12 protein-coding genes and 1 pseudogene are annotated in these 13,388 nt (G+C 67.8%); 6 read left to right on the forward strand and 7 right to left on the reverse strand.

What is annotated here, in order from left to right; translation table 11 throughout:
• Positions 1 to 168: 168 nt before the first annotated feature.
• Complete coding sequence (locus tag ICJ04_RS10250) at positions 169 to 891, reverse strand: dihydrodipicolinate reductase C-terminal domain-containing protein (RefSeq protein ID WP_188324168.1); 723 nt, start codon at positions 889 to 891, stop codon at positions 169 to 171.
• A 125-nt stretch (positions 892 to 1,016) separates the two neighbouring features.
• Here ICJ04_RS10250 and ICJ04_RS10255 point away from each other — a divergent pair, with 125 nt between their 5' ends.
• Positions 1,017 to 1,778: a 3-oxoacyl-ACP reductase gene (locus ICJ04_RS10255; RefSeq protein WP_188324169.1), complete on the forward strand. Its 762-nt coding sequence runs from the start codon at positions 1,017 to 1,019 to the stop codon at positions 1,776 to 1,778.
• A gap of 134 nt (positions 1,779 to 1,912) precedes the next feature.
• Here ICJ04_RS10255 and ICJ04_RS10260 read toward each other — a convergent pair whose 3' ends face one another.
• Genes ICJ04_RS10260 through ICJ04_RS10270 form a run of 3 tightly spaced genes read right to left on the reverse strand, consistent with a single transcriptional unit; the run spans position 1,913 to position 4,277 of the window.
• Positions 1,913 to 2,167 carry a DUF6587 family protein gene (locus ICJ04_RS10260; protein ID WP_188324170.1) on the reverse strand — a complete coding sequence of 85 codons (255 nt, stop codon included), beginning with the start codon at positions 2,165 to 2,167 and terminating at the stop codon, positions 1,913 to 1,915.
• Positions 2,167 to 4,029: a ferrous iron transporter B gene (locus ICJ04_RS10265; RefSeq protein WP_188324171.1), complete on the reverse strand. Its 1,863-nt coding sequence runs from the start codon at positions 4,027 to 4,029 to the stop codon at positions 2,167 to 2,169. The genes ICJ04_RS10260 and ICJ04_RS10265 overlap by 1 nt, the downstream gene beginning before the upstream one ends.
• A complete protein-coding gene (locus ICJ04_RS10270) occupies positions 4,026 to 4,277 on the reverse strand; it encodes a FeoA family protein (protein ID WP_188324172.1) in 252 nt (83 codons plus the stop codon). Before ICJ04_RS10270 ends, ICJ04_RS10265 begins: the two co-directional genes overlap by 4 nt.
• A gap of 114 nt (positions 4,278 to 4,391) precedes the next feature.
• Here ICJ04_RS10270 and ICJ04_RS10275 point away from each other — a divergent pair, with 114 nt between their 5' ends.
• From ICJ04_RS10275 to yeiP, 5 genes are all read left to right on the forward strand, one after another.
• Positions 4,392 to 5,180: an enoyl-CoA hydratase/isomerase family protein gene (locus ICJ04_RS10275; protein ID WP_188324173.1), complete on the forward strand. Its 789-nt coding sequence runs from the start codon at positions 4,392 to 4,394 to the stop codon at positions 5,178 to 5,180.
• Positions 5,181 to 5,422: 242 nt separating this feature from the next.
• Positions 5,423 to 6,316, forward strand: coding sequence for a hydroxymethylglutaryl-CoA lyase (locus ICJ04_RS10280; RefSeq protein WP_188324174.1), 894 nt, complete (start codon positions 5,423 to 5,425; stop codon positions 6,314 to 6,316).
• A complete protein-coding gene (locus ICJ04_RS10285) occupies positions 6,313 to 8,868 on the forward strand; it encodes an EAL domain-containing protein (protein ID WP_188324175.1) in 2,556 nt (851 codons plus the stop codon). The genes ICJ04_RS10280 and ICJ04_RS10285 overlap by 4 nt, the downstream gene beginning before the upstream one ends.
• A gap of 386 nt (positions 8,869 to 9,254) precedes the next feature.
• The gene (locus tag ICJ04_RS10290; RefSeq protein ID WP_188324176.1) at positions 9,255 to 10,025 is read left to right on the forward strand and encodes an SDR family oxidoreductase; all 771 of its coding nucleotides are present in this window, start codon (positions 9,255 to 9,257) and stop codon (positions 10,023 to 10,025) included.
• Positions 10,026 to 10,077: 52 nt separating this feature from the next.
• Positions 10,078 to 10,644: an elongation factor P-like protein YeiP gene (yeiP, locus tag ICJ04_RS10295; protein ID WP_188324177.1), complete on the forward strand. Its 567-nt coding sequence runs from the start codon at positions 10,078 to 10,080 to the stop codon at positions 10,642 to 10,644.
• Positions 10,645 to 10,734: 90 nt separating this feature from the next.
• On the opposite strand, the pseudogene ICJ04_RS10300 reads toward yeiP, so the two are convergent.
• From ICJ04_RS10300 to ICJ04_RS10310, 3 genes and pseudogenes are all read right to left on the reverse strand, one after another.
• Positions 10,735 to 11,052, reverse strand: a pseudogene (locus tag ICJ04_RS10300) (hypothetical protein); the annotation flags it as partial.
• A gap of 187 nt (positions 11,053 to 11,239) precedes the next feature.
• A complete protein-coding gene (locus ICJ04_RS10305) occupies positions 11,240 to 13,051 on the reverse strand; it encodes a DUF4105 domain-containing protein (RefSeq protein WP_188324179.1) in 1,812 nt (603 codons plus the stop codon).
• Complete coding sequence (locus ICJ04_RS10310; protein WP_188327291.1) at positions 13,051 to 13,356, reverse strand: DUF2388 domain-containing protein; 306 nt, start codon at positions 13,354 to 13,356, stop codon at positions 13,051 to 13,053. The genes ICJ04_RS10305 and ICJ04_RS10310 overlap by 1 nt, the downstream gene beginning before the upstream one ends.
• Positions 13,357 to 13,388 lie beyond the last annotated feature (32 nt).

Consider the following 13,388-nt stretch of genomic DNA (forward strand, 5'->3'; position numbering starts at 1 on the left):
GTTTCGGCGAGTGCGAATTGTAGACGCATGTGGGCGCGCGCGCCAGCGCTGCGTTGCGGAAAGGCGGGCCGGTCGCGCGGGCCCACCGGCATCGCAGGCCCACCGGTAGCGCCGAGCCATGCTCGGCGAGCGCAGCGGGCCGTCCGGCCCGGATCCCCGCCCTCCCGTTCAGCCGTTCAGCAGATCCCGCACGCGATAGCTGCCCGGGGCCTTGCCGGCCAACTGCCCGGCGGCGAACAACGCGCCCCGGGCGAAGATGTCCCGGTTGCTCGCGCGATGCACCAGTTCGATGCGCTCGCCCAGGCCGGTGAACTGCACCAGGTGCTCGCCGATGATGTCGCCGGCACGCAGGCTGGCGTAATGGGGGTGTGCCCCACCCCGCTCCGCTGCGGCGCCCAGTGTCAGCGCGGTCCCCGAGGGGGCATCCAGCTTGCGGATATGGTGGGATTCGACGATATCGCAGTCCCAGCCAGCCACCGCCTGCGCCGCGCGCTCGACCAGCTCATCCAGCACCGCCACGCCGAGGCTGAAATTGGAGGCCCACACCAGCGGGATGGCCTGCCCAGCCTTCGCCAACGTGTCCTGTTGGACGTCGCTGATCCCGGTCGTGCCCGACACCAATCCAGCACCGCGCTGTACGCACAGTGCCAGGATCGCATCGAACCCGGCCGGCAGGCTGAAATCGATGGCCACGTCGAACGGCGGTGCACCCGCCAGTTCGCTGGCGGCGAAGTGCGGGACGCCCTCGATGACACGCTGGGCCGGCGAGCGCCCGGTGAAGGCAGCCACCACCTGCACGTGCTGGGAGTTCTCGGCGGCGAGACGCAACAGGGCCTGGCCCATGCGGCCAGAGGCGCCGTGGATAAGCAAACGTAGCGGAGTCGGATTCATGCACAGAGGCTAGCGGTTGGCCACCTGTTTGCACAGGGGGCTGGAGACCCGATCCGGTCACTGCACGCGCCCTCACGCAGCAGCTTGCTAGTCTGCGCGCCCGCCTCACGATCCTGCGCCCTACCATGAAGATTGAAGAACAGCTGGTGCTGGTCACCGGCGCAGCACGCGGCCTGGGCCAGCACATCGCCCGCGCGTTCGCCGTGCAGGGTGCGCAGGTGATCATCAACTACCACCGCAGCAGCGACGCCGCCCGCGCGCTGGCGCAGGAGCTTGGTGACCAGGGACTGGCCGTACAGGCCGATGTCACCGACCGCCACCAGGTGGACACCCTGATGACGCTGGCACAGGCACATTTCGGCCGCCCGGTGACCACTGTCGTCAACAATGCGCTGGCGAACTTTTCTTTCAACGGCGAAGCACGCGAGAAGGCCGACACCATCAGCTGGAGCAGCTTCCAGACGCAGTTCGACGGCAGCGTCCGCGGCGCGCTGAACACGGTGCAGGCCGCCATTCCGGGCATGCGCAGCCAGCAGTTCGGACGCATCATCAACATCGGGACCAACCTCTTCCAGCTTCCGGTCGTGCCTTATCACGATTACACCGCCGCCAAAGCGGCATTGCTGGCACTCACGCGCACCCTGGCAGGTGACCTGGGGCCCGACGGCATAACGGTGAACATGCTATCCGGCGGACTGCTGCGCATGACCGATGCCAGCGCGGCCACGCCGGAGGCCGTGTTCGATTACATCGCCAGTGCCACCCCGCTGCGCCGCGTCACCACCCCGGCAGAGTTCGCCGATGCGGTGCTGTTCTTCGCGTCACCGTGGTCGCGCGCCGTTACCGGCCAGAACCTGGTGGTGGATGGCGGGTTGGTGCGGAACTGACTGCGGGCAAGTGAGGGGTAGAGGCGACTTCAGTCGGCCGCATCCAGCCGACTGAAGTCGGCTCTACCTGCTGCAAGGAGCAGCCGACTGAAGTCGGCTCTACCGGTCCGAGGGAGGAGCCGCCACGTCACTGGTCAGTGCGCCTTCGGCGGGGTGGGCCCGCAGCTGTCACAACCGCCGCAGGCGCCAGCGCTGCCAGTGGCCGGCGGGGCGATGCGCCGCCCCAGCGACTGACGCCAGCCCTCCGTTCCGGGCCGCAACAGGCGCACGGCAATCGCGCCGCGTGCCTTGCGCACGACGCCCGGGAACTGCTTCTTCAGCACCACCCACGCGCTGACCAGCACGGCCACGGCGATGATCAGGTACTGCAGCAGCAGGCCGGCCTCCATCAGCCGCCCCCCAGCGCCACGGTCACCTGGTAGGTGATGAGCGCCGCGATGTACGCGGCCGCGAACAGATACACCGTCGCGAAGCTCACCTGCTTCCACGAGTTGGTCTCGCGCTTGATGGTGGCCAGCGTGGAAATGCACATCGGCGCGTAGATGAACCACACCAGCAACGACAGACCGGTCGCCAACGACCAGCCATCGCTGACGATCGGCGTCAGTGCCGAGATGGCGGCATCGTCATCCGCCGCGGACAGCGCATAGATGGTCGCCAGCGAAGACACCGCCACTTCGCGCGCGCCCATGCCCGGGATCAACGCGATACAGATCTGCCAGTTGAAACCCAGCGGGGCGAAGATCGCCGTCATCGCGTGGCCCAGCTGGCCGGCGTAGCTGTAATCGATGGCCGGCATGGTCGCGTTCGCCGGCGCACCTGGGAACGACAACAGGAACCACAGCAGGATGGTCAGCGACAGGATGATGCCGCCCACGCGCTTCAGGAAGATCATGCCGCGCTCGTACAGGCCCACCGCCAGGTCACGCGGATGCGGGATCCGGTAGGACGGCAGCTCCAGCATCAGCGGATGCTCGCTCTTGTCGCGGCGCCACTTCTTCATCACCCACGACATCAGCAGCGCGCTGAGGATGCCGGCAATGTACAGGCCGAACAGGACCAGGCCCTGCTGGTTGAAGATGCCGACTTTTTCATCCGGGATGAACGCGCCGATCAGCAAGGCATACACCGGCAGGCGCGCTGAACAGGTCATCAGCGGCGCGACCAGAATGGTCGCCAGGCGGTCGCGCGGGTCCTGGATGCTGCGCGTGGCCATGATCCCGGGCACCGCGCAGGCAAAGCTCGACAGCAGCGGAATGAACGACCGTCCGGACAGGCCGGCCGATGCCATCATGCGATCCAGCAGGAACGCCGCGCGCGGCAGGTAGCCGGATTCTTCCAGCGCCAGGATGAAGGCGAACAGGATCAGGATCTGCGGCAGGAACACCACCACACCGCCCAGGCCGGCAATGATGCCGTCGGTGATCAGGCTGGCCAGCGGGCCTTCCGGCAGCACCGCACCGGCCTGCTCCCCCAGCCAACCGAACAACGCTTCGATGCCGTCCATCATCGGCGTGGCCCAGGCAAACACCGCCTGGAAAATCAGGAACATCACCACGACCAGGGTCACCAGGCCGAACACCGGATGCAGCAGCCAGCGGTCCAGCGTGTCGTCGATCTTCGCGGTGCGGGTGGGCATGCTGACCGAGGCGTCGAGGATGGCGCGCACCTGCGCGTGGTAATCCGCGCCCTGCCCATCCACGGCAACGACCGGTGCCCCGAGGTGCGGCACCATCGCGTCCAGCCGCTCCACCAGGGCCTGCGCACCGTGCTTGCGCACGGCGACCGTTTCCACCACGGGTACGCCCAGCGCGCGCTCCAGCGCCGCCACGTCGATCTGGATGCCACGACGCTGCGCGGCATCCACCATGTTCAGCGCGACCACCATCGGCTTGCCCAGCTCGCGCAGTTCCAGCGCGAAGCGCAGGTGCAGCCGCAGGTTGGTGGCATCGATCACGCACAGCAGCACGTCCGGCGCGGCCTCACCGGGGTAGAAACCGCGGCACAGGTCGCGGGTGATCGCCTCGTCCAGGCTGGCCGGCTGCAGGCTGTAGGCACCCGGCAGATCGAGGATGGCGAACTCGCGACCGGACGGCGCACGCATGCGGCCTTCTTTCCGTTCCACGGTCACGCCGGTGTAGTTGGCCACCTTCTGCCGACTGCCGGTCAGCTGGTTGAACAGTGCCGTCTTGCCGCTGTTCGGGTTACCGACCAGAGCAACGCGCAGCGGCAGGTCCGCAGCAGGGCTCATGCCAACGCTCCCGGCTGGGCGCTCAGCTGCACGCGTGCTGCCTCGCTGCGGCGCAGGGCGAAACGGGTAAACCCGACCTGCACCAGCAACGGCTCACCGCCGATGGGGCCGCGCGCGACCAGGCGCACGGACTCGCCCTTGACGAAGCCCAGCTCCCTCAGACGACGGGCGATGGTGTCATTGGCATGCGTGTCATGGACAGTTTCGACCACGGCATTGGTTTGCAAGGGCAGATCGGACAGCGTCACTCGCGCACGTCTCAGTGATAAGAATGGTTCTCAATTCTACCATCGCCGCGCCGCGTCATGGCCCATGACCTTCGGCCCGCTATGATCCATACAGGTATGTACCCACGGCTGAAAATGACCGATTCCCTGCTGATCGAGCGCTCCGGCGCCACCCTTACCCTGCGCCTGAACCGGCCGGAGCTGCACAACGCCTTCGATGCCGGCCTGATTGCCGACCTGACCGCCGCCCTGCGTCAGGCCGGCAATGACCCCGACGTGCGCGTTGTCGTGCTGGCCGGCGAAGGCCGCTCTTTCTCCGCCGGTGCCGACCTGCACTGGATGCGCGGGATGGCTGCGGCCAGCGAGGCGGACAACCGCGTCGATGCACTGGCACTGGCGGCCCTGATGCGCACCCTGGATGAACTGCCCAAGCCGACCATCGCCCGCGTGCAGGGCGCCGCCTTCGGGGGCGGGGTCGGTCTGGTGGCCTGCTGCGACATCGCCATCGGCGTCGACACGGCACGCTTCGGCCTGACCGAGAGCCGGTTGGGCCTGCTGCCGGCGGTCATATCACCGTATGTCGTGGCCGCCATCGGCCCGCGCCAGTCGCGTCGATGGTTCGCCACCGCCGAGCAGTTCGATGCCGCCGCGGCCCTGCAGATGGGCTTGCTGCACCAGGTGGTCACCGCCGGGCAGCTGGATGCGGCTGTGGCCGGACAGGTCAGCCTGCTGCAGAAAGCCGGACCCATCGCCGCAGCCAGCGCCAAGCGCTTGGTAAGCCAGGTGCTGGCCAGCCATGACCGCGACGCACTGGATGCGGCCAACGCGGACCTGATCGCACGCCTGCGGGTGTCGGCCGAGGGCCAGGAAGGCCTGGGGGCTTTTCTGGAAAAACGGTCGCCGAGCTGGGCCGCAGACGCCTGATCCGCGCATTCTTCACGCATTGCCGCCCGGTACGCGCGGATCCTACGCTGCAACGCGGCGGGCCGGGCCTGAAACCAAACGATTCATTCCCCACGCTGGCCGTTTGTCACCGTGGCCCGCGTGTATTTCCCTCGTGGCTGCCGCGCTGCGCGCCACCTCGCTGACAGGACGTTCCGTGATCGCTGATTTCCGCCCCTCATTCCGCTGTTCCCTCTCCTTCCCGAACCGCGGGAGGCTGTGCGATGTCTGATGCCGTCCGCATCGTCGAGGTCGGTCCACGCGATGGACTGCAGAATGAAAAACAGCCGGTCAGCACCGCCGACAAGATCACCCTGATCGACCGCCTGTCCGCTACGGGGCTGCGCAGCATCGAGGCCACCAGCTTCGTCAGCCCGCGCTGGGTACCGCAGCTGGCCGACGCCGCCGAGGTCTACGCCGGCATCACCCGCCATGCGGGCGTGGCCTATCCGGTACTGGTGCCCAACGAGCAGGGCTACGACCGTGCATTGGCTGCCGGCGTACAGGAAGTGGCCGTGTTCACCGCCGCCTCGGAAACCTTCAACCGCACCAACACCAACGCCGGCATCGACGAGTCGCTGGCACGATTCCAGCCCATCCTGCAGCGTGCTGCACACGATGGCGTGCGCGTGCGCGGCTACGTCTCCACCGTGCTCGGCTGCCCCTATCAGGGGGAGGTGCCGGTCAGCGAAGTGGTCCGCGTGGCAAAGGCGCTGCACGCGATGGGCTGTTATGAGATCTCGCTGGGTGACACGATCGGGGTCGGCACGCCGCTGAAGGCGCGCGCGATGCTGCTGGCCGTGGCGGCCGAGGTGCCGATGCAGGCGTTGGCCGTGCATTTCCACGACACCTACGGCCAGGCCATCGCCAACATCGCCAGCTGCGTGGAAGCGGGCGTGCGGGTGGTGGACAGTGCGGTTTCCGGTGCCGGCGGCTGCCCCTACGCGAAGGGCGCAAGCGGCAACGTCGCCAGCGAAGACGTGGTGTACCTGATGCGCGGCCTGGGCCTGGAGACCGGCGTGGACCTGGACGAACTGGCCGCGATCGGCCGCTGGCTGGCGGAGCGGCTTGGCCGAACGACCGGCAGCCGCACCGGCAAAGCCCTGGCGCCTGCATGAGCAGCCGCGGCCCGTGCGACGATCTGGCCGCTGGCGGACACCCCGCCACGCAGAACGACGCACTGGCCGCTCTGGACCATGCACTCGCGCAGCCCCATCGGGCCGAGCATCACGCCCTGCTGCAGCAGGCACGCCACGCGCTGACCGAGTCCATGCAACACCGCCAGGACGCCGAGCAGCGCTATGCCGCCCTGTTCGACGCGGTGCCCGACCCGGTCAGCATCCTCAGCTCGGCCGGGGTGGTGCTGGACCTCAACCGTGCCGGCGTGCGTGCTTACGGCCGTCCGCGCGAGGCGATCATCGGCCAGCCCATCGAACTGTTGAACCCCGACCTGCCCAGTGACCACCTCGAACCGGTGTGGGCCGCCTTCCAACGCGGCGATACCTATGTCATCGAAGTCACCAACATGCGTGGTGACGGCAGCCGGTTTCCCGTCGAAGTGCACTCGGCCGGCTTCGAACTGCAGGGCGCGCCGTGCATCGTAGCCGTAGCCCGTGACCTGAGCGGGCGCTGGCAGGCCGAGTCGCGCTATCGCCTGCTGATGGAGTCGATCGACAAGGGCGTGATCCTCTTCGACCGGGAACTGCACGTCGTGTCGGCCAATCCGGCGGCGCACCGCATCCTCGGCACGGCCGGTACCGGTGCCAGCCTGCAGACCCTGCTCGATCCGCAGGACTGGATCGTGGTCGACGAACATGGCCACCTGCTCAGTCGTGAGCACTGGCCGGCGAACCGGTGCTTCCAGGCCGGTCGGGTCATCCGCAGCACCATCATCGGCCTGTACCACCGCCCGCGTGGCCGGATGTTGTGGCTGTCGATGACCAACGTACCTGTGTTCGGCAATGGCCGGGACCACGCCGATCATGTGTTCGCGATGTTCAGCGACATCACCGAGCTGAAGCGCAACAACGCCCTGTTCGACCGTGCGCAATCGCTGGCCCACATCGGCGGATGGGAGTGGGACCGTGGGCTGGCACGGTTGTACCTGACCGAAGAGGCGCGCCGCATCCTCGGCCAGGACCTGCCGATGGACGACATGCCCGACCTGATGGACTGCCTGCGCAACGAAGATCGACTGGCCCTGCAGCAGGCGCTGGCGAACTCGGTGGACGCCCGCAGCGGCTTCACGCTGGAACTGCGCGGCCAGCGCGCGGATGGGCACAGCTTCTGGATCCGGATGATCGGCGAGGTATCCGAGGGCGATGTCGAGGCCGCGCGCATCGCCGGCACCGTGCAGGACATCACCGAGCGCAAGCAGGCCGAAGAGACGTTGCGCATCCAGGCCCGGACCGACCCGCTGACCGGCATCATGAACCGCGACGCCGTGCTCAGCGACCTCGGCGTGCGCCTGGCCAACCCGACCCACTGCAAGGCCGCGGTGCTGTACATCGACCTGGACCGCTTCAAGACCGTCAACGACCTGCTGGGCCACAACGCCGGTGACGAACTGCTGGTGGAAGCCACACGCCGCATCGGCGGCGCCATCGGCACCGAGGGCCTGCTTGCGCGCTTCGGCGGTGACGAGTTCCTTGTGGTCTGTGATACCCGCGACCAGGCCGACCAACCCGAGCAGTTGGCCGAGCGCATCACCGCCGCGTTCGTGCCGCCCTTCGTGTTCGGCAACGATGAGTTCGTCGTGACCGCGAGCATCGGCATCGCCTGCGCACCGCGCGACGGCGTACGTCCGCAGCAGCTCATCCAGAATGCCGACACCGCGATGTATGACTGCAAGCGACGCACGCGCAACGGCTGGCAGGTGTTTTCGCCCGAACTGGCACAGCGCCAGAACGACCGCCTGCAGATCGAAAGCCGCCTGCATCGCGCCCTTGAAGGCGACGAGTTCCGCCTGGTGTACCAGCCGCAGGTCAACCTGCGCACCGGCGAGGTGATCGCCGCCGAGGCGCTGATCCGTTGGCAGAACGAACAGTTGGGCGAAATGCGGCCGGACCTGTTCATCGCCCATGCCGAGAGCACCGGCGACATCGTGCGCATCGGCCAATGGGCACTGCGCGAGGCCTGCCGCCAGGTGCGGGAGTGGCAGAACCAGGGGCTGGGTCTGGTACGCGTGGCGGTGAACGTGTCCTATCGCCAGTTCACCGGCGATGACCTGGCACTGAAGGTGCGCCAGGCACTGGATGAGTTCCATCTGCCGGGTACCGCGCTGGAACTGGAGTTTACCGAGCGCGTACTGATCGAGGATGCGCCGGACACCCTGCGCACCTTCGCCCGCCTGCGCGAGATGGGGGTGATGCTGGCCATCGACGATTTCGGCGAAGGCTACAGCGCCCTCAACTACCTGCGCCGGCTACCCATCGACGGGCTGAAGCTGAGCCAGCTGTTCACCGAAGGCGTCCCCGGTGACCGCTCCGACACCGCGATCTGCGAAGCCGTCTGCGGAATCGCCCGCAGCCTCGGGCTCGGCGTTGTCGCCGAAGGCATCGAATCCGAAGCCCAGCGCCGCTACCTGATCGGACTGGGCGTCAACGTCGGCCAAGGTTTCCTGTTCGCCCCCGGCCTCACCCCCGAAGAATTCGTGCGCAAACTACGGTAGCGCCGAGCCATGCTCGGCGGCTCTATGCCTCATGTCCCACCCCACTATTTCCCCTCCCCTGACGCATCCCGCCGACCATGGGTCGGCGCTACCGCTGTGCGCACGCCCGACGATTTCATGGCCACCGTGGACCGGTCGAAGGTGGGGTGGGGCGGGGTGGGCTGGCGGGGGTGTTGAGCGCCATGGATGGCGCGAAACAAGGCACGCAGGAGCGGCTCCTGCCGTCCCCCGCCAGCCCACCCCGCCCCGCCCAACAGGACGCCCTGCCGCTTCGGCTGTTGCTGTTGCCTTTGCTTCGGCCGCGCCGCAGGCGCAACGCACTGCACAACAGCCCTGCCCCCACCATCCGCTAGAATCGCGGGCTCTTGAACCTGCAGGACCGCGCAATGCAGTTGAGCAACGTACGTGCCGTCATCACCGGCGGTGTCTCCGGCCTGGGCCTTGCCGTGGCCGAACATCTGGTGGGCCAGGGCGCGAAGGTCGTCCTGTTCGACCTCAATGACAACAAGGGCGCCGCCGCCGTCGCCGCGCTCGGCGACGAAAACGCCCACTACCTGCAGGTCAACGTCAGCGACGAAGCGGCCGTCACCCAAGCCATCGAACAGGCCCACACCTTCCTCGGCGGCCTCAACGTCGCAGTGAACTGCGCCGGCATCCTCGGCGCCGGCCGCGTGCTCGGCAAGGAAGGCCCGATGCCGCTGGCCGGCTTCCAGGGCACGGTGATGGTCAACCTGGTCGGCAGCTTCAACGTCGCCAAGGCCGCCGCCAACCGCATGCAGCACAACGAGGCCGGCGTCGACGGCGAGCGCGGGGCGATCATCAACACCGCCAGCATCGCCGCCTACGAAGGCCAGATCGGCCAGGCCGCCTACGCGGCCTCCAAGGGCGGCGTCGTCTCGATGACCCTGCCGATGGCACGCGAACTCTCGCGCTTCGGCATCCGGGTCAACACGATTGCGCCGGGTGTCTTCTGGACCCCGATGGTGGATGGCATGCCGCCCGCCGTGCAGGAATCGCTGGCCGCGTCGATCCCGTTCCCTTCGCGCCTGGGCAAACCGGAAGACTTTGCCAGCCTGGTCGCTTACATTCTGGGAAACACCTATCTCAACGGCGAGACCATCCGCCTGGACGGCGCCACCCGGCTCGGTCCGAAGTGATTCCCCCGGGCGCCGGGACGGCGCCCTACCCCCCCAATCAAGCCATACGATCATGAAAGCCAGCGATATCAAGAAGGGCAACGTCGTCGAATACAACAACGGCGTGTACCAGATCCGCGACATCGAGCGCAGCTCGCCGCAGGGACGCGGCGGCAACGTCCGCTTCCGCTTCATCATGTACAGCGTGCCGGGCGGCAACAAGCTCGATGCCAGCTTCGATTCCGACGACAACCTGCCGGAAGTCGAACTGCTGCGCCGGCTGTCCACGTACTCGTACAAGGACGGCGACGCCTTCGTGTTCATGGATGACGAGGACTACACCCCCTACACCCTGGATGCGGACGTGATCGGCGACGACGCCGGCTACATCACCGATGGCGTTACCGGCATCTATGTACAGGTGATCGACGACCAGCCGGTGGCCATCCAACTGCCCACCAGCGTCGTACTGGAAGTGATCGAGACCCCGCCGGAAATGAAGGGCGGCACCGCCACCAAGCGCCCGAAGCCGGCCAAGCTGAGCACCGGCCTGGAGATCATGGTGCCGGAGTACATCGCCAACGGCGAACGCGTGCTGGTCAACACCGCAACCGGTGAATTCGGCGGTCGCGCCGACTGAGTGTGGCGGGCGCGCCGAGCCATGCTCGGCGCAAACCTTCCGACCTCGTCACCAGGCAGCCGCGCCGACCTTGGGCCGGCGCTACCGCGCCTACGGCGCGCTGAAGCTCCCACACCCGTGCAACTGGCGCGCTCCCACCGTCAGCATCGCCTTGGCGTCGAACGAATCGCCGCTCATGGTGTCCTGGCAGGGTACGCGCTCGATGCTCAACTTCACCGGCGTGCCATCCGTCGCGGTACCCGCCCACCCGTCGGCACCCTGCGTGGGTGCCGCCACGTCGTACGTCGTCTGGCCATGATCCACCTCGACGCGCAGGCCGACATGGCCGTCTGTGCCGACCTGGGCCAGCCAACCGGGCTCGTTGCCGGTTGCACGAAAGGCCTGCGGTGCGGTGCCGCTGGCGGTATCCGCTGAAGCGGGTGATGCCACGGGCGCGGCGGCGGGCTGCACCACGGCAGCGGGCGCGGCCGGCTCATTACCGGACTGGCAGGCGACCGCCAAGGCCACTACGGCAAGCGTGGGCAACAAAAAAAGAGAGGGGCGCATGTAAGCTCCTTGTGTTATAGCTACACACAGGACGCTAACATCCGCACCGTCAACGCAAGGGCAATGCCGCGTCCTGCGGTTCAGCCGGCAGCATCGGCACCGCCGCCAGATCACGCAGCCGCGCGCGCAGCGACACCAGGTTCGTTTCCAGCGTATCGAGCTCGGCGCGCTGTGCGTCCGGCAACTGCCTGCGCATCTGCGTGCGCAGCAGTTTCCAGGCGTCAGGTGCGTTTGCGGCGATGTCGTGCAGCGTCGGCTGCAACGCCGTGAGCTCTGCGGCCTGCGGCAGGCCATAGCCGTTTCCGGTCAGCAAGCCCGCCGGTCGCAGCCACTGGCCCGATTCCTCCAACAGCGTCTGCAACTGGCGCGCGCCCTCGCTGTCCGGCTGTTTCAGCAGCGCGTGTTTCAGTTGATCGCGCGCCCGCAGTTCAGCACGCGCGAAGGCTGCCTGCTCCAGCAGCAGCAGGCCCGCCGTGGCCCGCAGGCCGCCACGCTGCAGCCACGGCGTACGCTGATCCGCATCAAGGTCGATCCACGCCCGTGCGTCGCGCGCGGGCAGATTCACCTCCGCGCGGGCGGCAGCAAACAAGGTCGCGAAGTAGCGGTCACTGGACGGGAAGTAGTAGCCGTCACGGATCGCCGCCGCCTGATCGTCCAGCACCGTTTCATCCAGCCGGCCCAGCCGATCCAATCGGCGACGCAGGCCGCGCGGACTGATCCGCTCGATGCCCGGTTCCTGCAGCGCAGGCACGCCGGCCTGCAGCAGCTTGGCGGTCTCGACCGCGCAGTTGTTGCTGATGAAGTAGTAGCGACCGTCATAGCCCCAGTGCACCTGCGCGGTACGCTCGAGCAGGCCGCTGATCTCCGCCGGCGAAAGCTGCAACGGGATCGATGCGAGCCCGCGCAGCTCGACCTTGGTGTATTCGTCGACCACCTGCTGCAGCGGCAGCACGAACAGACGTGACGGATAACCGCCGGTCAATCCGCGCCAGCTGGACAGTTCCACGTCTCCCACGAAGGCGCGGAAAGACAGGACACGGTGCTGGTCCAGGTCCAGCCGGCAGTCGGGCCCCGGCGCCCTGCCTTCGCGGCAGATCACCAAGCGCAGCATGCTGTGCCCCCAGCGGCTCATCGGCACGCGGCCGCCTTCGGCGAACAGGTAATCCACTGCGTACACGCGGGCCGGATCCAGCTGCATCAAGGCGACAGCACCCTCCTCTTCGCTGGCCTGCACCAGCGGCAGCGTGGAAGCGCAGGGCGTCGCCTGCAGCGGCGCCGCACCGAAGGTCGTACTGAACCACGCAGCCAATGCCGGACGCCGGCAGGCAAACTCCGCATCCAGCAGCCAGTGTTCGGCATTGACGGCCAGATACTCCGCCGCACTCTGCCGCTCGTAGGCATCCGGATTTCGATCGGTGAAGTGGTTGGCCCCTCGGCCGAGCTTCCACACCCGGCGCTGCCATCCGGCGAGCTCACGCAGGCGCGGGCTGCGCGACCAGCCGCCACCGGCAGACCGGTCGGCGACGTGCATCAGTTCGTGGATCAACGTGGATCGCAGGGCATCTGCCGCCGCGGGGTCACTGCCGGTGAGCATGCGGCGCGGAAGCAGGATCACGCCGGCAAGCGCCCGCCCGGCCACGTGGGCAGGCAACGTGTCGGAAACGCGCAACGGCACGTCCACCGGCAGTGCGGCCAGCAGCCCGGCCGGCAGACGGGGCACGACATCGGCTATCGCCTGGTCCAGGCGCGCACGTTCTTCGACGCGCAGGCCTGCATCGGTCGGCGTCAGCTGAACCGCCTGAACGGCGGACGACAGGCACAACAGCCCCCACGCCAACCACGCGCGGGGACGGGCCCGCATCAGCGTGCGAGCAGGGACTGCGCCAGGGCCAGGTCGCTGCGCTCACGCGCGGCGGCATCGTGCTCGCGCAGATGTACCAGCGCAGCCTGCAGCCGTGCGCCGCGGATCTGGCCATCGCTGGCCACGAAAGCGGCTGCATCGTCGCGGGCCGCCACGACCACCTTGTCATCGCCGGAGCTGCTGCCCGACGAATTCGACGACGCGCCCGACGCCGAACCGGCCGACGTACCAGCAAAGCTGGAAGCACCCGCTGCCAGCGGCAGGACCAGCAGGGACAGCGCCAAGGGAACCAGCGGCGAAGGCAATCGGGTCATCGTCGGGTTACTCGTGAAGGGTG

It is taken from the genome of Stenotrophomonas sp. 169, from assembly GCF_014621775.1.
GTDB lineage: Bacteria > Pseudomonadota > Gammaproteobacteria > Xanthomonadales > Xanthomonadaceae > Stenotrophomonas.